The organism is Chelativorans xinjiangensis, assembly GCF_009812055.1.
Lineage (GTDB): Bacteria > Pseudomonadota > Alphaproteobacteria > Rhizobiales > Rhizobiaceae > Chelativorans > Chelativorans xinjiangense.
The window spans coordinates 1-18390 of record NZ_WQNH01000015.1; the positions used below are offsets into that span (position 1 = coordinate 1).

Here is an 18390-nt window from a genome sequence, read left to right on the forward strand (position 1 = left end):
TGAAAGGCTCATCGGCGGCTGCGCCACCCTGAGCCAGACACCCCGGAAATTCCCGCCCGGGGCGATCCAAAGTCGGGAAGCACCTCACTACGGCTCAATAGCCTACTTCAGGGAGGACCACTTTCCAGGGGGCAGGCCATTTTAGCTGGAGTTGGTTGCGGGGGCCCGCAGCCAACGATTCTTGCGCTTGGTAGAAAGCGAGATTCCAGGACTGGCGGCGTAATGGAAACAGAAATGGATCTGCGTTTCGTTCGGGCCATCACTGATGAATCGCAAGAACGCAGGCCAAAACTTACCATGATGCTACGCATGGTCATCAGCCGACAATCGCTCGACGCATGACTTCCGTCGTCAGAACAAACAAGCCGTGGTCGACGGTGTAGCCCTGGCCAGCCGTCTATAGACCCCATGTCAAGTTACCGCTGCCTGTCCTCCTTCCGCCAGCCTTCGTCCTCGAAAGACAGCGACAGCGTCTCCTGCAATTTGCCGAGTGTGCCATCTTTGCGAAAGCGAATCCCCTGAATGACAAACGTAACATGCCCGTCGCTGGCATAGAGCGAAGTTCCGGTTACCGAAAGCCGCAACAGTCGGCTACGGCTCTGCGACGTAACGATGTCTCCCGGCCCGATTTCGAGGATCGATCGGGCCAAGGCGGATCGCTCGGCCTCTAGCTCCACCTCCCAGCGTTCCAGCTCATCTTCAAGATGCCGCCAAGCCTCTCGCGCGGCCTGGAACGGTCTCTTATTTCCAAACAGGATCCGATCTGCCAATGCCAGCGTTTCGCCAGGCACCTCCCGCTCCATTGTGTAGGCGGCATGGCTCATCATCTCATGAACTCTCTCGGCTTCCAGAAGTGCAAGCAGGCGCTCGCGATAGGGCTTAACTTTTGCAGTGGAAACCACCGGCGAAAGAGTTGCCTCTCGTACCGGAATGAAATCAATCGGCATGACCGCACCGAGGTTGATCCGACCAGTCACGAAACGTTCCGGCGGATCGTCCTCACGCCATGCCTTGCGGCTCCATTCGACCCAGATCTCGCTTGTCGAGACGCAGAGCCAGCTGTCCAGGAATATCCAAGTAGCCCAAGACAGTATTCGTTTGTGCGAAACACGGCTTTCGGATTCGATGAAATGTGACATACAGCCAATAGAGCTGTAGAGGCATGACACTTCCGCTGAGTTCAGCCTAAGCAAATTGTACGTCCCCCGGTGCAACAGCGAAATCGAGCGGCCTGGACCAGCGCCTCCGGTACGGGATTCGATGGAAGAGCGTCCGTGGCTCAAACCGAAGCGAGCGGCTTCAGGCGCACGATCGGAGCCGATAGCGAAGGCTCGGTTGGTGTGTGGAAAGGTGGTAGCGCTCCTCCGCTACCAAAATTCTTCAAGGAAATCATACAGTTGCGCGGATCTTATCCTTAGCTCCATCAAACGCAGGTTGCCTCGGGTTGCATTTTGAGAGATGGACCCGCTTGTTGAGACCGTTTGGTGGCCTGGCTAAGGTGGATCGGGGTTGTTTCTATGCCGCCAATTGCTCCGTCATTTCGGTAGTAGCATGGACCTCGTCGGGTGTCCTGCCGCCGAAGGCTGAGTGCGGACGTCGCCGATTGTAATAGTCCATCCAGGAGCCGATGCCGCTGCGCGCCTCGCTGCCTGTCTCGAAGGCGTTGAGGAAGACGCACTCATATTTGAGGCTGCGCCACAGCCGTTCGATGAAGACGTTGTCCATCCAGCGGCCGCGCCCGTCCATGGAGATGCGGATGCCGGCGTCCTTCAGCCTCGACGTGAAGGCGAAGCTCGTGAACTGGCTCCCCTGATCGGTGTTGAAGATGTCGGGCCTGCCGTGGCGGGCGATCGCCTCTTCGAGCGCGGCGACACAGAAGTCGGCGTCCATCGTGTTCGACAGCCGCCAGGCCAGCACCTTGCGGCTGAACCAGTCCATGATGGCCACGAGGTAGAGGAAGCCGCCTCGCATGGGAATGTAGGTCACGTCGGCGCACCAGACCTGATCCGGCCGCTCGATCGCCAGATGCCGCAGCAGGTAGGGATAGATGCGGTGCTGCGGATGCGGCTCGCTGGTCTTCGGAGCCTGGTAGATCGGCGACAGACCGATCTTGCGCATCAGCCGCCGGACCCGCTTGCGGCCCACGCACCAGCCTTGGCGGCGCAGATGCCGTGCCATCTGGCGCGACCCATACCAGGGCATTTCCATAAAAGCCTCGTCGATGACGCGCATCAGCTCGAGGTTCTCGGGCGTCTCGCCGGCCGGCTGCCGGTAGAACGACGCCCGCGCGATCGAGACCAGTTCGCACTGGCGGCGGATCGAGAGCCGCTCGTGATCGGGGTCGATCATCATTCTCCTCCGATCCAGGCTCAGCGATCGAAGGCCTTGGCCAAAAAATCGCGCTCTACGACGAGCTGGCCGATCTTGGCGTGCAGCTTCATCACCTCGGCCTCCCGGCTCACCTGCGCATCAGAGGCCTTGTCGTCGAACGCCTTGGCCAGATTCTCGATGGCCTGCCGTTTCCACTGCGTGATCTGGTTCGGGTGAAGCTGGTGCTTCGTCGCCAGTTCCGAAATCGTCCGCTCGCCGCGGATCGCCTCAAGCGCAACCTTGGCCTTGAACTCGGCCGAAAACCGTCTGCGTGTCTTCATGCTGGATCGTCCTTCTCATCGGTCGATCCACCTTAAGCCCCTGTCTCAAAAATCGGCACCACCTCTGTCGTGCCCTATGCCCGCGAGGCGATCAACCTGACACGACTCGCCAAGGAAGAGGAGCGGGCCTGCATCGTCGTCTCGGACGAGTATTGCCACTGGAGCCGCGGCATCGCCGATGCGGTGATCTACGCGCCGTCTCGGACCGGCCTGTTCCTCGAATCGACCGTCGGCATTTCACTGGCGCTGAGCCTGCTCGTCGATTCCGCAGCTGCCGCCCATCCCGAAGAATCGCGCGAACGGCTGCTGCAGTGGAAAGCTCACGCCAAGCGGCTGAGACTCTTCTGAAGGACGCCATTGCGCCGCTCGGCGTGCTGCGTCTCATGTCACCAGGCGCAGATAGCGTATCGGGCAACCTCTCGATCGCCGATGCAGGGGCTGCCAGGCCTCCGTGAGCAGTGCGGCAATGACGATCCTTCCAGTTCCCGGCGGCGCAGGATGGTCACGTCGCACTGCTCGGCCCCCTGCCCCGCCGCACTCTCCCCGGCGTCCGCCAACCGATCGCAAAGCGCCTCCAGTTGACGATGCGCCGCCTTGAGCTGCCGATCGACCAGCTCGAGCCAGACGATTACCGGGCGGGTGTACGCCGTGGCTGCCGCCACGGTTCCAGCACCCGCAGCTAGGAGTTTCTGTCGCAGGATCTCAAGCACCGCCGCGGCGTCCAGTCGGCGGATCCGGTGCGAGCGCAGCAGACGCTCGACCAGCCTGCATGAAGTCAGTCATTCCTCCCATAGGGGGCATCGTGAAAGGCGATCTCCAGCCGCTGCACCTCGCCGAAGACCAGGCTCAACCTGGATCGTTCAGACGCGGAAAGCACGTGACCCGCCTCGTCCAGCTGCGCTTTGAGCCAAAGCGCCTGCGCAGCAAACGCCTCGTCCGCATGCATGGCGACCCATTCCTTGAGGAGCGAATCCGATATCGCTGTCGCGGCGGCGCGTTTCGACCATGTCCAGTACATCCACTCGGCTGCGAACATCGCAGCGAGGATGTCGAGAAAATCGCCCAGCCGGGCAATATCGAGCATGCCCGTGCGAAAGGCACGCACCTCTGGTGGGTCAAGGGCATAGGTTGAAGGATCGATATCGCGCGCGGCGAAGGTCCGCTCGAAATAAGCGATTTGCTGGTTTGCCAGCGCATCCAGAACACCGATCAGCCAACGCTTCTGCGACATGGTCTCCGCCTTCGCCGCCGCATAAGCGAAAATCGAGATGGCCGTCTCCACGAATGCGCCCTCGTAAACGAGGTAGCGCTCGAAGACCCGCGCATCGAGGCGATCTTGCTCGATATCCCGCACGAAGCGGTGGTTGACCATCGCCTCGAACACAGCAGCGTTCTCGCGGAGCATCTGTTCGCTGAGCGTTTCGGCAGCCACGCGTCAGGCCTCCAGCGCGGGCTCGGCCGCCGCGCGGAAAGCGCGCACCCGCTTGACATCCACCGGGTTCCACCAGACGCCACCCTCCTTGAGAGAAGAGGCAACGATGACGCCGCTCGTGCGCTCGAGGATCTCGGCAATGTTGTCCCTGGTCACGCCCGAACCGACCAGCACCGGCAAATCCGTGGCCGAACCGATCTCCTCGATTTCCTCGATGGTGGCCGTGTTCCCGGTCCGCTGACCAGTAGCGATGACGGCATCCGCATCGAAAAAGGCGAGATCGCGTGTCAGTTCCGTGATCGAGCGGTCGGCAACGATGGCGTGGCTGCCATGCTTGACGTGGCTGTCAGCGAACACCTTGACGTGCTCGGCCCGCAGGAGCGAGCGATAGCGCATCGCCTCTGCCGCGCGGCCTTCCATGAACCCTTCATTGGCGACATAGGCATTGGCCCACTGGTTTACCCGGATGAACTTGGCGCTGCCCGCCATGGCGATTGCAAAGGCCGGGATCGGGGCATTGGCCAGGACATTCACACCGAGCGGCACGCTGAAAGCGCGATTGATTCGATCTGTCACGACGGACATGAAGGCCGCTGTTTCATGCCCGATATCCTCCGGTTTCGAGAACGGGATATCGCCATGGTTCTCGATCACCAGGCCATGCATGCCGCCTTCGACCAGCGCCTCCGCATCTCGCATGCAGGCATCATAGATCGCGTCGGTGCCGCCGCCGGCATAGCGGGGCGCACCGGGAAAGGCAGGGCAATGGATCATCCCGATCAGAACCTTGCCAGTCCCGAATATGTCTCTTATGGCGTTTGAGGACGTATTCGCTATCTGAGTCATTGTGTCACCCTTTTGAAAGCAGGTTATGCAGGCGTTTGTGATTGGCAATGTCACCGTCGACGAAACCATCGCCATCGACGACTGGCCGCAGCCTGGCGCTTCGATCCTCGGCGCGCAGACGGGGCGGGGCCTGGGCGGCAAAGGCTGCAACCAGGCGATCGTCATGGCGCGCTGCGGCGTGCCGACAACGCTCGTGGCGGCCATCGGAGATGATTTCCGCGCCGCCACGATCCGCGAGCAGCTCAGCTACGAGCCCGTTGCCTGCCATCTGATCCAGCTCGACAGCCATGCCAGCGACCTCTCGACGATCCTCACCACGCCGGACGGGGAGAACGCTATCGTCACCACCACCGACTGCGCCAGCCATTTGAGTCCCGCCGAGGTGCACGCCGGGCTGAACGAGGCCGCCACCGGGGATCTTGCGATCCTGCAGGGCAATCTCAACGAAGAGACCACGACGGCCACGCTCTGGGCAGCGCGCGAAAAGGGCATGACGGCGGCCTTCAATCCGTCGCCGCTCAGGTCCTATTTCGGCGGGCTGTGGCCGCTCATCGACATCGCCTTCCTCAACCAGGGCGAAGCACGGACACTGACCGGCATCGATGATGCCGAGGCCGCCAGGCGGCTGATCGCCCAAGGCGTGCGCAGCGTCGTGGTAACGCTTGGCGCGAATGGCGCGCTTCTGGTGGATGCGGAAAGCGCTCTGCATGTGCCGGGCATGGAATGCGACGTGGTGGATACGACCGGGGCCGGTGACACGTTCATGGCCGTGGCGCTTGCTTCGGCCGTCCTGCGCGCAACGACGCTCGACCGGCGCGCGATCAGCGACGCCGGCAAGGCCGCGGCAATCACCGTCGGCCGCCGCGGCACGCATTCGGCGTTTCCCTCCGCCGGCGAGTTGCGAGCCATCCTCGCCGCCGGCTGAGGCCGGTCGACCGGCGCTCATTAGCGCCCGGCCGTTTCCGTGAGCCAGCCCAGGATATTCTTCCAGAGAATGCCGTAGCCTTTCCATTCGCAGAAGGCGGGCGATAGCCAGTGCGGGCCGATGTCGGAGGTCCAGACCGCAGAGCGCCCCTTGCCGTAGCGGCCGGTGACGAGCAGCGGATGCCCGCCCTGGTCCTCCGGCAGCCGCGCGACAAGCTCGACATCGTCGCGGTCACGCAGTTCCACTTCGTTGACGCCGAGCAGCACCGGCCACTCGCCCTCCAGGCCCGCAATGGTAGCGTGATTGGAAAGCACGATGTCGGGAACCGTTCCTTCGGGGATTTCCAAGCGGTCGTCATAGGGAAGACAGGTCACCGGCAGCACATCCTCGACCGGCGTGCGCCGCCAGCGTGCCTTGCCGTCGATGCCCTGGAACGAGAAGTAGCCGCCCATCATCAACAGGCTGCCGCCCTTTTCGACCCAGCTGCGGATGAGCTTCAGACGGTTCGGAACCGTGCGTGAGTGAAGCCAGACGGCCGGCGGCAGGAGGAGCGAATTGGCGCCGATGTCCGACAGGATGATGGCGTCGTAGGCGTCGAGGCCACTCATCTCGAATGGGAATTTCTCTACCGCCTCGTGCGCCGGCATGTAGGTAAGCTCATATTCGCTGCCTTCCAGCGCCTTCACCAGCGGTTCGGCGCCCAGGTGAAAGGTCACGCTTCCGAACTGGTCGAAGCCCTTGAAATGGGTCGCCGAGCTGAACCAGCTTTCGCCCACGAGAAGCACTTTTTTCGTCATCGCATTTTCTCTTTTTCCCAGAAATGGGCCAGCCTCAGCCGGCGTGAAAGACACGCATCGGATTGCCGCGCATCAGTGTTTCCAATGCCGCCCCGTCGACGCCATGGCGTATGAGCCGCGGCAGGAAATGGCGCAGCACGAAGGCGTAGCCATTGCCGCCGTAGCGGGTCAGCATCATTTTCAGGAACACGTCATGCGACAGCAGGATGCGGTCGAGATGTCCCGCCTCGATCAGCCGGACGATGGCGCGCGCCACCTCCTCATCGCTCGGGCACTGCACCTGCTGATCCGCATAGAAGAAATCCATGCCGATCATGTCGTACTCGATGAAGGCGCCGCGCGCCGCCAATTCGCTCTGATAGGCGAAGTCGTCGTGCGAGGGGTTCATGTGGCAAAGCACCGTGTGGCGCAGATCCGCGCCCTCCTCCGCGGCGATATCGAGCACCTTGTGGCCAAGCCGGAACCAGCCTGGCAGATGCACCATCAGCGGCAGGCCGGTGCGCACTTGAGCCCGCGCGGCACCGCGCAGGGACTTCTCCTCGTCGCCGGTGAAATCGGACGAAACGCCGATCTCGCCGATCAGACCGATGCGCGCGCCGGTTCCGTCGACGCCCTCCAGCGCCTCGCCGACGATCTGGTCTGCGATATCGTCCGCCGACATGCCGGCAACCGCCGGCGGATGCGAGGATTGCAGGTAATAACCCGCCCCCATCACGATCTGGAGGCCGGTCGCCGCCGATATCCGCTGCAAGGCAAGCGGATCGCGCCCGATGCCGCGGCAGGTGGGGTCGACGACGGTGTGTCCGCCCGCCTTCGCGAACCGATGCAGTTCCTCGATCGCCAGCGCCTCGTCGTCCAGCGCGATGTTGTGCTTGTTGACGAACGGGTCCTGGCGCAGCTCCGAGAGTATCTCGATGCTGACCGGCTGGTCGGCCAGATAGCGCCGCTCCGGTTCCTCCGGCTCGTTCCACCAGCACCGGCAGTCGTTCAGGATGTGCTCGTGCATCAGCGTGACGCCGAGCTTTTCAACCGAGATGGCGCCGGCCACGGTCATCACCTTTCCGGACCCCACATGGGCTTCAGAACGCTCGTCGGTCATGGCCTATTTCCCCTCGCGAATCCGAAGCGGAAATTGGCCGTGAAGATGCGCGTGTTCAGCCAGATGGCGATCAGAATAATCGCGCCGGTGACGATCTGCGTGAAGAACGGCGAGATGTGCATCAGGATCAGCCCGTTGCCGATCACCGCAATGGTGAGCGTGCCGAGAATGGTCCCGACGATGGTGCCCCGCCCGCCCATCAGCGAGGTTCCGCCAAGCACCACGGCAGCGATCACCTGAAGCTCGAAGCCGACGGCCGCATTGGACGAGCCGGAACCAAGGCGCGCGGCGATCAGGAGACCGGCCAAGGCGGATGCGACGCCGGCCACCACATAGACCGAAGCGATTGCCCAGCGGGCCGGCATGCCGACGCGGCGCGCCGCCTCCATGTTGGAGCCCACCGCGACCACCTGGCGCCCATAGCGGGTGGAGGTGATCACCACATAGCCCAGTATGGCAACGGCGATCGCGATAAGAGCCGGCACGGGGATGCCGAAGAGTTCGCCACGCCCCAGGGCGAAGAAGCCCGGCACGCCCTTGATGGGAATCGAATAGCCCTGCGTCAGGTAGAGGGCGATGCCGCGCAGCATGGAAAGTCCGGCAAGCGTGACGATGAAGGCCGGTATGCCCTGATAGGCCACGAACCAGCCCTGGCCGAGGCCGATCAGCGCGCCGAAACACAGCATCGCCACAACGACCACCGGCCAGGGCAGCCCCGCGGCAAGCGCGATGGCGGCAACGGCATTCACCAGCGCCACTTGCGAACCGACCGAAAGGTCGATGCCGCCGGTGATGATGACGAATGTCATGGCCACGGCGACAATGAGGATGGGTGCTGCCTGCCGGATGACGTTTAGCAGATTGCCGAGCGTCATGAAGGTGTCGGTCGTCATCGCGAAAAACACGACGCAGACCAGGAAGAAGAAAGCGATCGAGAGCACCTGGGCCTGTTCCGACAGGAAGTCGGCCCATGGGGAGCCCTGGCTTCGTTCGGTATAGGCGGTCATCTTTCGTCCTTTTCGCCGACGATGAGTTTGACGAGATCCTCGAGATCGGTTTCGGCGATCGAGCGCTCCGCCACCATCGTGCCCTCATACATGACGGCAATGCGGTCGCAGACGCGAAACAGATCCTGCAAGCGGTGCGTGATCAGAATGACAGAGACCCCCGTCGCCTTGACGCGGTTGATGAGCGACAAAACCGCTTCAACCTCCGCCACGGCGAGCGCCGAGGTCGGCTCGTCCATGATCAGCACCTTGGGATCGAAGGAAGCCGCGCGGGCAATGGCGATGGCCTGCCTCTGGCCGCCGGAGAGCTGCGCAACCTTGCTGGACAGGCGAGGAATGCGGATTTCCAGCGCATCGAGCATCTTACGCGCTTCCGACAGCATCGTCTTGCGGTCGAGAAACGGCCCCCTGGTCACCTCCCGGCCGAGAAACAGATTGCCGGCCACATCGATGTGATCGCACAGGCTCAGATCCTGGAACACCATTTCGATGTTGCGCCGCCGCGCATCCGCCGGACCGCTGAAGCGCACCGGCTCGCCATCGAGATGCATCGTTCCGTCGTCGGGAATATAGGTTCCCGAGATGATTTTCGTGAGCGTCGATTTGCCGGCCGCGTTGTCGCCGACCAGCCCCAGGCATTCTCCCGGATAGATGTCCAGATCGACGCCGCGCAATGCCTGGAGCGATCCGAAGTTCTTGCGTATGTCCCTGAGCGCGATACGCGGGACCCGCCCGCCGTCGGCCCTGCCGTTCCGGGCGGGGTTGACCCGTCCGGAACCGACAGCGACAGCGTTTTCCTGCTGTCTGTCCGACATCACTGGAAGATCGCCCTGTAGGGGTCGACATTCTCCTTGGTCACAATGGTCACCGGCACGGAGATGGTCTTGTCCACCTCGCCGCCGCCGGCCAGCGTGTTGAGCGCTTCGACTGCTGCGGCACCCATCGCGGCCGGATCCTGTTGGATCACCGCGGTGACATAGCCTGCGTCGATGCCGGCAATCGCCTGGGCGGTCAGATCCCAGCCGAAGATCTTCACGTCTTCCTGCTTGCCCTGGCTTTCGACGGCGGCGATTGCGCCCATCAGCGCCGGCTCGCCTGTTGCATAGATCACGTTCATGTCGGGATTGGCGGTGATCAGGTTCTCGGCGGCCGAGAGCGCATTGTCCTGGATGTTCTGGCCATCGACGACGCCAGCCTTCTCGATACCGTCGGCAGCATCGACGACGTCCTCGAAGCCTTTCTGGCGAACGTTCTGGATGTAGGAATTGAGCGCACCGACAACGCCGTATTTGGCCTTGCCGTCCATATTGGCCTTTGCGTAGTCGAGGAAATAGGTAGCCATGTCGGCACCCGCCGCGCCGTTGTCGACGCCAATCTGTGCCTTCTGCGGACCGTCATCCGGGAGGATCGCGTCGATCGCGACGACGGGAATACCGGCTTCGGCCGCCTGGTTCACCGCCGGCATGATGCCGTTCACGTCGATTGCCACCACGGCCAGACCGTCAACGCCCTGCTGGATGTAGGTCTCGATGGCGCTGTTCTGTGCCGCCGGGTCGTTGTTGGCGTTGAAGATGACCAGGTTCACGCCGGCCTCGTCGGCCGCCTTCTGCGCGCCCTCGTTCATCTGGTTGAAGAACAGCGCCTGCTGATTGATCTGGACAAGGGCGAAGGTCTTTTCATCCTGCGCTTTCGCAATGGCCATGCCGAGCGGCAGGGTCAGGGCCGCGCCCAGCCCGAGAGAAAGCATGCGTCTTCTGAGGGTGAATTTCGTGTTCATGGAGTTCTCCTCTTTCGGTTTACCGCTGCGGTTGGGGTTTCGCGCACGGGGCAACGGATTCCCGTACGACGATTTCGACCGGAAGCAGTTCTTCTGAGGGCACATTGCCCCGTGTCTTCCAGTCGGTCTCGGTGAGTAGCGACAGGGCGCGCCGTCCAATGGAGCGGACGGGCTGCCGTATCGCGGTCAAGGGCGGCGCAAACAGGTGGAGCGGCCCGACATCGTCGAAGCCGATGATCGACACGTCTCCGGGAATGGATATGCCCTGGGCGCGCAGAACCTCAATCAGACCGATCGCTATTTCGTCCGAACTCGCGAATATGGCGGTGGGAACCGCGCCTTCCGCAATGTAGCGCTGCGCCGCCTCACGGCCGAACGCCTCGGTGTAGTCCCCCTCGTAGCGCTGCGGCCGGATCTCGGTCCTGAAATGATTGCTGAGCGAATCCGCGAGTCCCTTGTAGCGCCTGCGCGCGCTGATCATTTGGTCGGGTCCGCCAACAAACAACACATTCCTGTGACCGTTTTCGGCAAGCAGTTCCCCTGCAAGGCGGCCACCCTGCTCGTTATCGCAGAAGAGCTTCGGCGCATGCGCATTTGGCACGTCTTCATCCACGACAACCACATTGCCCGTGCGATTGATCAGGTCTCCCAGACTCCCGTCGTCAGGGTGGTTGGTGATGAAGATCAGGCCATCCACATGGTTGCGCTCGATCAATTCGAGATATGCCACTTCCCGGCCCTGGCGGTTGAGCGTGGCGTAGAGCGAGAGAGCAAGCTTCTGCTCGTCCGCAGCCTCCTCGACCGCGGCGACAAGCATCGCGAAGAAGGGGTTGGCGATGTCCGGGACAACAAGGCCGATCGTGTCGGAACGCCCGCGGCTGAGTCGCCTTGCATGGGGGTTTGGCTGATAGTTCAGAGCGCGGATGGCGGCCTCGATCCGCTGCCGGGTTTGTTCCGGCAATTCGAGCGAACCATTCAGCATTCGGGACACGGTAGCGACGGAAACCTCCGCTCGCTGCGCCACATCCTTCAGGCTGGGTTTGCTCGGCTGCACCATAAGCATATCATCTTGTAAAGCGGTTTAGTAAATCGCTTTACAAGCCTGACTGGACCATGCGTGCGAGTCAATAGGCAAATGCGCGCTGACCTGGGCGTGCGGCAAGCTCCGGGTCATGTGCCATGAACGCTGCCCTCTATTTCAAGCCTAGGGGAAGCAGCGAAAAACGCGTTCTGTTATCCACTTACGGGTCGCGCGGAGATGTCCAGCAGCCGGTGGGGCGTATCTTCGTGTAGTGGTTGCGGGGTTGAGGACTCGCGACTTGAACCTCTTTCGACACAAATGATTGATATCATTGCACAAGACGGTGATCCGGAGCTGTTTTTGAGGATTTTGGTTCTGGTTGGTTTCGGGAGCAGGATTTGATCCTGTCGACGTCAATCGGCGGAAAGAACAGCCTCAGCAAAAGAATTCCGTGCGACACTGTATTGGCGGTAGCGCTCCTCCGCTACCATATATCCCATCATCTAATTGATTTCATTGCAAAATTATACCAAAACCCAATACCCCACCTCCCTGCCCTTACAACAATCAATAAGCCATTATGTTCGGCTTTCGGGTTCAATGCAGACCGCTACCGGTAGCGCCATCTGCTGACCTTCTATGCAAAGGCGCGCGCGATCGGACGCCATACCCGAACATTCGCTTCGAAAAGTGGTAATGGCCGCGCGATCGACAAAGTACGCATCAGGAGGGTGACCGCCGTTGGCGGCGCGGTTCTGTTTCTGCTGTACGGTTTCGTTACGCCGGTTTTGGTGCAAGGCTCATGTACAATAAGAGCTACGCGAAGCGCCGGGCAGCGTCGACCGCAAGCCCCAGCCCGACCGAGCCGAACTGGTCGGACCGGGTGATGCGGGCATCGGGGAAGCGCGAGGTCGCGGCCGTCTGCACCAGCGGAACCTGCGCGCCGCCACCGGTCAGGATCACGGTTTCGATAGCCCCCGCGGCCACCCCCGCACCGAGAAGCGCATCATCGATCGCAACGCCGATCTTCGCCACCAACTCGGCGCTCGCCGCCTCGAACGCGCCACGGCCGACCGGCAGCGCCAGCGACAGGCCCGGCTCATCGAGATGGATGACGGTGTCGGGCGCATCCGTCAGCTCGATCTTGGCCTTCTCCACCTGGGCCGCCAGCCTGTGGCCGGAACGGTGGGCCAGCAGATGCTCGAAGCGTGCCAGCTTTTCCGGCTCGGCCGCCTCGCGCGCCAACGACTGGATGTCCCGCAAGGTCCTTGCCGTATAGAGCTGGTTGATCCTGTGCCAGGTTGCCATGTCGTTGAAATACCAGACCGGCAGATGGCGCTTGCCGTCGCGGGTCTTCGTGCCGAGCCCCATGTGCGGCATGGCCTTCGCGATGCTGAGGCAGCGGTCGAAGTCGGTCCCGCCGACATGGACGCCGGATGTGCTCAGGATATCGCCGCGCCGATCCGCCGCGCGCGAGCGCTCGGGCGAGAGCCGCAGGACCGAAAAGTCGGATGTGCCGCCGCCGATGTCGACCACCAGCGAGAGCGCTTCTTCGTTGAGCGCGCGCTCGACGTGAAGCGCCGCCGCGACCGGCTCGAACTGGAATTCGATGTGACGGAAGCCCTCCGCGCGCGCGGCAGCCTCGAGCTGATCCTGCGCGGCGCGGTCGGCGGTCTCGTCGCCGTCGACGAAGAAAACGGGGCGGCCCAGCACGACATGATCCGGCATGCCGCGGGGGTGCTGTTCGAGACGCTCCTTCAGATGGCGGAGGAAGCGACCGATCAGCCCCTGGAACGTCATGCGGTTGCGGCCGACCTGTGTGGTTTCCTTCATCAGGCTGGTGCCGAGGATCGACTTCAACGCCCGCATGAAACGCCCCTCCGCACCGTCCATGTACTCATGAACGGCCGATCGGCCGAAATGCACGCTGCCGTCCTCGAGGCTGAAGAAGAGCGCGGACGGGATGGTGATATGATCGCCCTCGACGGGGATCAGGAACGGGTCGCTGCCTCCTGCGCAGAGACCGACGGTGGAATTGGTGGTGCCGAAATCGACACCGCAATGAAAACGGCTCATGGAAAACGGCTCGCAAGGGCGTGACCGGGCGCTATCGCGCACCGCGAATGGGGAATGATCGGAAGGGGCACTCCTCTAGCCCATCGCAGGTCGAATGGAAACCCTCACAGGCTGCCTCTCGCCCGGCGATCGCCAATTGAGGCCAATACCTGCGCCGGGGCCGAGTTGGTTGTGGCGCGGCAGAACCGGCCGAAGCATCCGATTCCACCCCGCGTGCCGGGATTGACATCGCGCGCCATCGCACCTACGGTTCCCAATATATGAAAACATAGTCTCATATATTGGGACTATGTTAGGGAGGCGACATGAAGCTTAGGGGCGTTCTGCCCATCATTCCCACGCCCTTCGACGCGGCGGGCGAAGTCGATACCGACGGCGTGGCGTTGCTCGTCGACCATGCGGTGCGGGCCGGCGCCGGCGCCGTCGTCTTTCCCGGCGTCGCCAGCGAGGACCTGCATCTGAGGGCCGAGGAACGCGCTGCGTGCCTGGCCGCAGCGAGCGCCGCAGCCGCAGGGCACGTGCCGCTGATCGCCGGCATCAACAGCGACGAGCCCGGGGGAATGGTCGCGCTTGCCGAGCAGGCGGCTTCGCATGGCGCCGATGCGATCATGGCGATGGCCATTCCGGCGATGGAAAGAGACTTCGCCCATTGGTTCGCCCGCATCGCCGCGGCGACCGGGGGACTGCCCATCATCCTGCAAAATGTGTTCCGACCGCGCGGCGCCGATCTTTCCGCCGAGGCGATGCTCAGGCTCGCACGGGAAGTCCCCGCCATCCGCTACGTCAAGGAGGAGGGAGTGCCCTCCGGCCCGAAAGTATCCGCGCTCGTCGCCGGCTGCGGGGCCGATCTCGACGGCGTCATCGGCGGCGGCGGCGGGCGCTATCTCTTCGAGGAGCTGGAGCGCGGCATCGTCGCCACCATGCCGGCGCTCGAACTGCTCGAGATTCACGTCGCGCTGATCAAAGCCTATGCGGCCGGACAGCGCGAGGCCGCGCTTAGACTCTACGAGCGCACGCTTCCCCTCCTCCTCATCCAGGCGCCGTACCGGATGCGGATGACCAAGCTCATCCTCGTGTTGCGCGGCCTGATCGCGTCCGACGTCGTCCGCGAGCCAGTGCCCGAGATGGACCAGGCGCTGAAGGCGCTGGTGCAGGAATATTACGCGCGGCTTGCCGACCTGACGGAGCGCGCCCATGTCTAGCCGGATCGAGAGGGTGGACGTCTTCGTCTTCGAGCGCCCGCGCGAGACACCGTATCTTGGCGCACTCGGCGAGGCCGACACCCGCCTCGGCGACCTCTATGTGGTGCGCGGCTTCAACGGCACTGTCTATCCGACCGTCGACCGCTCGGTCGTGGTGCGCCTGCGCGATACCGACGGCGCCGAGGGGTGGGGCGAGACTTACGGCCTCGTCGCCCCGCGCGCGACCGCCGAGATCGTCAAGGACCTGTTCGCGCCCTGGCTCAAGGCCTCCGGGCCCCGCACTCCGGATGCGGCCTGGGACGCGCTCTACGGCTTGATGCGCAACCGCGGCTATTGGAACGGCTACTATGCCGACGCGCTTGCCGCCGTCGACATCGCGCTCTGGGACCTGAAGGGGAAGCGGGAGGGCCTGTCACTGCAGGCGCTGCTGGGCGGCGCGCAGTCCGATGCCATTCCCGCCTATGTCTCCGGCCTGCCGAAGCCCACCGCGAAGGAGCGCATTGCGCTCGCCGTCGCTTGGCAGACGCGTGGCTTCGACAGCGTCAAGGTGCCGATCGGCGCGCTCGGCCGCGATGTGCCGGGCGAGATGCATGCGCTGCGCGAGGCGCTCGGCCCTGAGCAGCGCATTGCGCTCGACCTGCACTGGGGCTTTGGCGCCGACGAGGCGATCGCGCTCGCCGAGGAACTCGAGCCAGCCCGCCCCTGGTTCATCGAGGCGCCGGTCGAGCCGGAGGACGTCGAGGCGCAGGCGAAGGTCGCCTCCGTCATCTCCGTGCCCCTCGCGCTCGGCGAGGAATGGCGCTCGCTCTGGGACTACCGGCCGCGGCGCCTGGCTAATGCGTGCAGCATCGTGCAGCCCGAGATGGGCCACACCGGCATCACCCAGTTCATGCGCATCGGGCGGGAGGCACGCGCGGCCGGCGCTTCCGTCATCCCGCACGCGACCATTGGGCTCGGCATCTTCATGGCCGCCAGCCTGCGCGCGGCCGCAGCTCTTGGTGCCGAGGCTCACGAGTTCCAGCACACGGTCTATGGCCGCAACGCCGCCTTGCTCGACGGGGCGGCCGAATGCACCCGCGGCGTCTTTTTCGTCGAAGGCACGCCCGGCCACGGCGTCAACCCCAACGAGGAGGCATTCCGTTTTCTGAGTAAGATCGACTGAAGGGAGGAAGCAAAATGTCGAAATGGAAAGGGATCGCAAATACGGCCGCGACTGCCGTCTGCCTCGCGGCTCTGGCCCTGCCCGCGCGGGCCGAGACGCTCACGTTCGTGAGCTGGATGAAGGGCGAACCGGGCTATGGCGACTGGTGGAACGAGGTCATCGCCAAGTTCGAGTCGGAACATCCCGGCGTCGAGGTCGAGATGACCAAGGTCGAGCGCAGCACCTATGCCGACACCATGTTCACGATGTTCGCCGGCGGCTCGCCGCCCGACATCGTTCATCTCGCCGCCTTCGAGTACCAGCCCTTCGCCGACGAGGGCTGGCTGGAGGATCTCGGCCCCTGGATCGAAAGGGCCGGCCTCGACCTCAACGGCTGGGCGGGACAGGAAACCTGCGAGTGGAAAGGACAGACCTACTGCCTGATGCTGCTCTATACGGCCTATATCTTCGCCTACAACGAGCAGGCGCTGAATGAGGCCGGCGTCGAAAACCTGCCTTCCGACTGGGAGAGCTTCCTCGACGCCGCACGCAAGGCCACGCGCGACACGGATGGCGACGGCGTGACCGATGTCTACGGCCTAGGCCTCGACACCACCGGCGGCACCAACATGATGCACGACATGCTGCATTTCGTGCTCGACGCCGGCGGCGCATGGACGGTCGACGGCGAGCCCGCCTTCGATTCGCCGGCCGTGGTCGAGGCGCTGACGCGCTGGAAGACGCTCGTCGATGAGAAGCTGACGCCGCGCGACACGCCGAGCGGCGATTTGAGGCAGCTCATGGTCGAAGGGCGCCTGGCCATGCGCCTCGATGGGCCCTGGATCTACAACATCCTGAAGGGGGCGGAGCCGGAGATCGCCGAGAATCTCAAGCTCGCCCCCTCCCCCTTCAGCCCGCCGGTCGGCGGCACGTCGAACGTGATCGGCATGCCCGCCGAGCTCGCGCCGGAAAAGAAGGAGCTGGTGTGGGAGTTCATCGCGACCGTGGCCTCGGCGGAGATGCAGCAGCGCTTCGCCCAGCTCGGGTCGTCACCCGCCCCGCGGCCCGGCCTCGACTACACGAAGGAGATCGAGACGATCCCCTATTTCGAGTTGTTCGCACAGGCCAACGACGCGGCCGCGGCGGCCGGGGTCGATCGGCTGCCCAAGGGGCTCGAGATTGAGTTCAACGAGGTTGCCAAGGTCGTCCATCGCGAAGTGCAGGGTATGCTCATCGAAGACCGCGACCCGGCCGAGACCGGCCAGGCGATCCAGACCGCGGTGGAAGCCATCCTCCAGTAAGGCGGTGAAGGCAAGCGGCCGGCCCGCTTCTTCAGGTGGCCGGCCGCGAGTCTGGAGCAATTCCAGGAAAAGTGGAAACCGGTTTTCCGTCCGGAATTGCGACAAAACAAAGAGTTAGACCAATTCATCGATTCCAGGAAACGATGAATTGGCCTAAAGGGAGTACGGCATCCGTGATCGATTTCAGCAGCCCCCGACACCGTACGAAGTTCGGCTACCTGCTTATGGCGCCGGCGGTGATCCTCATGGCGCTGATCATCGTCTATCCGATCCTTTTGTCGGTCGACATCAGCCTGCAGGATGTGCGCATCGCCCGCGTCGGCGGGGCGTCCGAGCCCTGGACGCTCGCCAACTACCGATGGCTCGCCACCTCAGCGGAATTCTGGAACGCGGTGTTCGTGACGATCAAGCTGGTCGCCGTGGTCGGCGGCGTCTCGCTCGCCATCGGCCTCGGTACCGCGCTTCTCGTCAATCAGCGCTTCAAGGGACGCTCGGTGGCGCGCCTGCTGGTCGCCCTTCCGTGGGCCGTGCCGGAGGTGGTGGCGGTCGTCATCTGGGCGTGGATGCTGGACAGCTCTTTCGGCATCATCAATTGGGCGCTTCAGGTGAGCGGCCTCCTCTCCGCACCCGTCGAGTTCGCCTCCAACGCCACGGCCGCCTTCTTCGCCGTCTCGGCGGTGATGATCTGGAAGGGGTACCCCTTCGTCTCCATCATGCTGCTCGCCGGGCTCCAGTCGATCCCGGAAGAGCATCACCAGGCCGCACAGGTCGACGGCGCCTCCACCTGGCAGCGCTTCCTCTACATCACCCTGCCGGGGCTCGCCCCGGTCATCGGCGTGACCATGGTGATGACGACGCTCTGGGTTTTCCGCGACTTCGCGATCATCTTCGTGCTCACCCGCGGCGGCCCGATCGGCGCCACCTCGACCTTGTCGATCCTCACCTGGGAGCAGTCCTTCGGCTTTTTCCGGATGGGCCAGGGTGCCGCCGTCGGCGTCGTGACCATGATCATCTGCGCCCTGATCAGCCGGGCGCTCGTCGGCCGCTTTGCGCAAAGCGTTCACTAGGAGCGATCGAGCCATGACCCGTCCGGATCGCACGATCGAGACGCCCAG

The 18390-nt window shown here is 63.5% G+C and carries 18 protein-coding genes; 6 read left to right on the forward strand and 12 right to left on the reverse strand.

From position 1 onward, the window contains the following. Positions 1 to 416: 416 nt before the first annotated feature. Together GM910_RS12035 and GM910_RS12040 are read right to left on the reverse strand one after the other, a co-directional pair. Positions 417 to 1193 (reverse strand): hypothetical protein, encoded by a 777-nt coding sequence (locus GM910_RS12035; protein ID WP_159587798.1) that lies wholly within the window; start codon positions 1191 to 1193, stop codon positions 417 to 419. Between the two features lie 322 nt (positions 1194 to 1515). Beyond that, a protein-coding gene (locus GM910_RS12040; protein ID WP_159587799.1) for an IS3 family transposase occupies positions 1516 to 2651 on the reverse strand; the annotation gives its coding sequence in 2 pieces (ribosomal slippage) (positions 1516 to 2399 and positions 2399 to 2651; 1137 coding nt in all). A 69-nt stretch (positions 2652 to 2720) separates the two neighbouring features. On the opposite strand from GM910_RS12040, the gene GM910_RS12045 reads away from it, so the two are divergent. Continuing rightward, on the forward strand, positions 2721 to 2999 hold the full coding sequence (locus tag GM910_RS12045; RefSeq protein ID WP_159587800.1) for a MurR/RpiR family transcriptional regulator: 279 nt from the start codon (positions 2721 to 2723) through the stop codon (positions 2997 to 2999). Between the two features lie 38 nt (positions 3000 to 3037). Here the strand turns inward: GM910_RS12045 and GM910_RS12050 are convergent, their stop codons facing one another. The 3 genes from GM910_RS12050 to GM910_RS12060 all read right to left on the reverse strand — a co-directional run bounded on the left by GM910_RS12050 (position 3038) and on the right by GM910_RS12060 (position 4929). Continuing rightward, entirely contained in the window at positions 3038 to 3361 is a 324-nt protein-coding gene (locus GM910_RS12050; RefSeq protein WP_159587801.1) for a hypothetical protein, read from the reverse strand. A gap of 65 nt (positions 3362 to 3426) precedes the next feature. Continuing rightward, a complete protein-coding gene (locus tag GM910_RS12055; protein ID WP_201285484.1) occupies positions 3427 to 4083 on the reverse strand; it encodes a TenA family protein in 657 nt (218 codons plus the stop codon). A 3-nt stretch (positions 4084 to 4086) separates the two neighbouring features. Next, positions 4087 to 4929 carry a BtpA/SgcQ family protein gene (locus tag GM910_RS12060; RefSeq protein WP_159587802.1) on the reverse strand — a complete coding sequence of 281 codons (843 nt, stop codon included), beginning with the start codon at positions 4927 to 4929 and terminating at the stop codon, positions 4087 to 4089. A 25-nt stretch (positions 4930 to 4954) separates the two neighbouring features. Between GM910_RS12060 and GM910_RS12065 the strand changes: the two genes are divergently transcribed. Then, positions 4955 to 5854 carry a ribokinase gene (locus GM910_RS12065; RefSeq protein ID WP_159587803.1) on the forward strand — a complete coding sequence of 300 codons (900 nt, stop codon included), beginning with the start codon at positions 4955 to 4957 and terminating at the stop codon, positions 5852 to 5854. Positions 5855 to 5874: 20 nt separating this feature from the next. Here GM910_RS12065 and GM910_RS12070 read toward each other — a convergent pair whose 3' ends face one another. The 7 genes from GM910_RS12070 to GM910_RS12100 all read right to left on the reverse strand — a co-directional run bounded on the left by GM910_RS12070 (position 5875) and on the right by GM910_RS12100 (position 13631). Beyond that, on the reverse strand, positions 5875 to 6651 hold the full coding sequence (locus GM910_RS12070; protein WP_159587804.1) for a glutamine amidotransferase: 777 nt from the start codon (positions 6649 to 6651) through the stop codon (positions 5875 to 5877). 34 nt (positions 6652 to 6685) lie between these two features. Then, complete coding sequence (locus GM910_RS12075) at positions 6686 to 7750, reverse strand: phosphotriesterase family protein (RefSeq protein WP_159587805.1); 1065 nt, start codon at positions 7748 to 7750, stop codon at positions 6686 to 6688. Then, positions 7747 to 8757, reverse strand: a complete 1011-nt coding sequence (locus GM910_RS12080; RefSeq protein WP_159587806.1) for an ABC transporter permease — start codon at positions 8755 to 8757, stop codon at positions 7747 to 7749. The genes GM910_RS12075 and GM910_RS12080 overlap by 4 nt, the downstream gene beginning before the upstream one ends. After that, positions 8754 to 9572: an ATP-binding cassette domain-containing protein gene (locus tag GM910_RS12085; protein WP_159587807.1), complete on the reverse strand. Its 819-nt coding sequence runs from the start codon at positions 9570 to 9572 to the stop codon at positions 8754 to 8756. The genes GM910_RS12080 and GM910_RS12085 overlap by 4 nt, the downstream gene beginning before the upstream one ends. Next, entirely contained in the window at positions 9572 to 10504 is a 933-nt protein-coding gene (locus GM910_RS12090) for a substrate-binding domain-containing protein (RefSeq protein WP_159587872.1), read from the reverse strand. The genes GM910_RS12085 and GM910_RS12090 overlap by 1 nt, the downstream gene beginning before the upstream one ends. Before the next feature lie 49 nt (positions 10505 to 10553). Continuing rightward, the gene (locus GM910_RS12095) at positions 10554 to 11591 is read right to left on the reverse strand and encodes a LacI family DNA-binding transcriptional regulator (protein ID WP_159587808.1); all 1038 of its coding nucleotides are present in this window, start codon (positions 11589 to 11591) and stop codon (positions 10554 to 10556) included. A 780-nt stretch (positions 11592 to 12371) separates the two neighbouring features. Next, on the reverse strand, positions 12372 to 13631 hold the full coding sequence (locus GM910_RS12100) for an Hsp70 family protein (protein WP_159587809.1): 1260 nt from the start codon (positions 13629 to 13631) through the stop codon (positions 12372 to 12374). A gap of 305 nt (positions 13632 to 13936) precedes the next feature. Between GM910_RS12100 and GM910_RS12105 the strand changes: the two genes are divergently transcribed. The 4 genes from GM910_RS12105 (at position 13937) to GM910_RS12120 (ending at position 18342) form a co-directional block, all read left to right on the forward strand. Beyond that, positions 13937 to 14833 (forward strand): dihydrodipicolinate synthase family protein, encoded by an 897-nt coding sequence (locus tag GM910_RS12105; protein WP_159587810.1) that lies wholly within the window; start codon positions 13937 to 13939, stop codon positions 14831 to 14833. Further along, positions 14826 to 15995: a mandelate racemase/muconate lactonizing enzyme family protein gene (locus GM910_RS12110; protein WP_159587811.1), complete on the forward strand. Its 1170-nt coding sequence runs from the start codon at positions 14826 to 14828 to the stop codon at positions 15993 to 15995. Before GM910_RS12105 ends, GM910_RS12110 begins: the two co-directional genes overlap by 8 nt. 14 nt (positions 15996 to 16009) lie before the next feature. Then, positions 16010 to 17275, forward strand: a complete 1266-nt coding sequence (locus GM910_RS12115; protein WP_159587812.1) for an ABC transporter substrate-binding protein — start codon at positions 16010 to 16012, stop codon at positions 17273 to 17275. 143 nt (positions 17276 to 17418) lie between these two features. Continuing rightward, positions 17419 to 18342: a carbohydrate ABC transporter permease gene (locus tag GM910_RS12120; protein WP_201285485.1), complete on the forward strand. Its 924-nt coding sequence runs from the start codon at positions 17419 to 17421 to the stop codon at positions 18340 to 18342. Positions 18343 to 18390: the final 48 nt, after the last annotated feature.

Bases quoted from the DNA above. Each gene is read 5' to 3' on its own strand.
- GM910_RS12060 (WP_159587802.1), bottom strand. From the start codon at position 4,929: ATGACTCAGATAGCGAATACGTCCTCAAACGCCATAAGAGACATATTC.
- GM910_RS12065 (WP_159587803.1), top strand. From the start codon at position 4,955: ATGCAGGCGTTTGTGATTGGCAATGTCACCGTCGACGAAACCATCGCC.
- GM910_RS12070 (WP_159587804.1), bottom strand. From the start codon at position 6,651: ATGACGAAAAAAGTGCTTCTCGTGGGCGAAAGCTGGTTCAGCTCGGCG.
- GM910_RS12075 (WP_159587805.1), bottom strand. From the start codon at position 7,750: ATGACCGACGAGCGTTCTGAAGCCCATGTGGGGTCCGGAAAGGTGATG.
- GM910_RS12080 (WP_159587806.1), bottom strand. From the start codon at position 8,757: ATGACCGCCTATACCGAACGAAGCCAGGGCTCCCCATGGGCCGACTTC.
- GM910_RS12085 (WP_159587807.1), bottom strand. From the start codon at position 9,572: ATGTCGGACAGACAGCAGGAAAACGCTGTCGCTGTCGGTTCCGGACGG.
- GM910_RS12090 (WP_159587872.1), bottom strand. From the start codon at position 10,504: ATGCTTTCTCTCGGGCTGGGCGCGGCCCTGACCCTGCCGCTCGGCATG.
- GM910_RS12095 (WP_159587808.1), bottom strand. From the start codon at position 11,591: ATGGTGCAGCCGAGCAAACCCAGCCTGAAGGATGTGGCGCAGCGAGCG.
- GM910_RS12100 (WP_159587809.1), bottom strand. From the start codon at position 13,631: ATGAGCCGTTTTCATTGCGGTGTCGATTTCGGCACCACCAATTCCACC.
- GM910_RS12105 (WP_159587810.1), top strand. From the start codon at position 13,937: ATGAAGCTTAGGGGCGTTCTGCCCATCATTCCCACGCCCTTCGACGCG.
- GM910_RS12110 (WP_159587811.1), top strand. From the start codon at position 14,826: ATGTCTAGCCGGATCGAGAGGGTGGACGTCTTCGTCTTCGAGCGCCCG.
- GM910_RS12115 (WP_159587812.1), top strand. From the start codon at position 16,010: ATGTCGAAATGGAAAGGGATCGCAAATACGGCCGCGACTGCCGTCTGC.
- GM910_RS12120 (WP_201285485.1), top strand. From the start codon at position 17,419: ATGAATTGGCCTAAAGGGAGTACGGCATCCGTGATCGATTTCAGCAGC.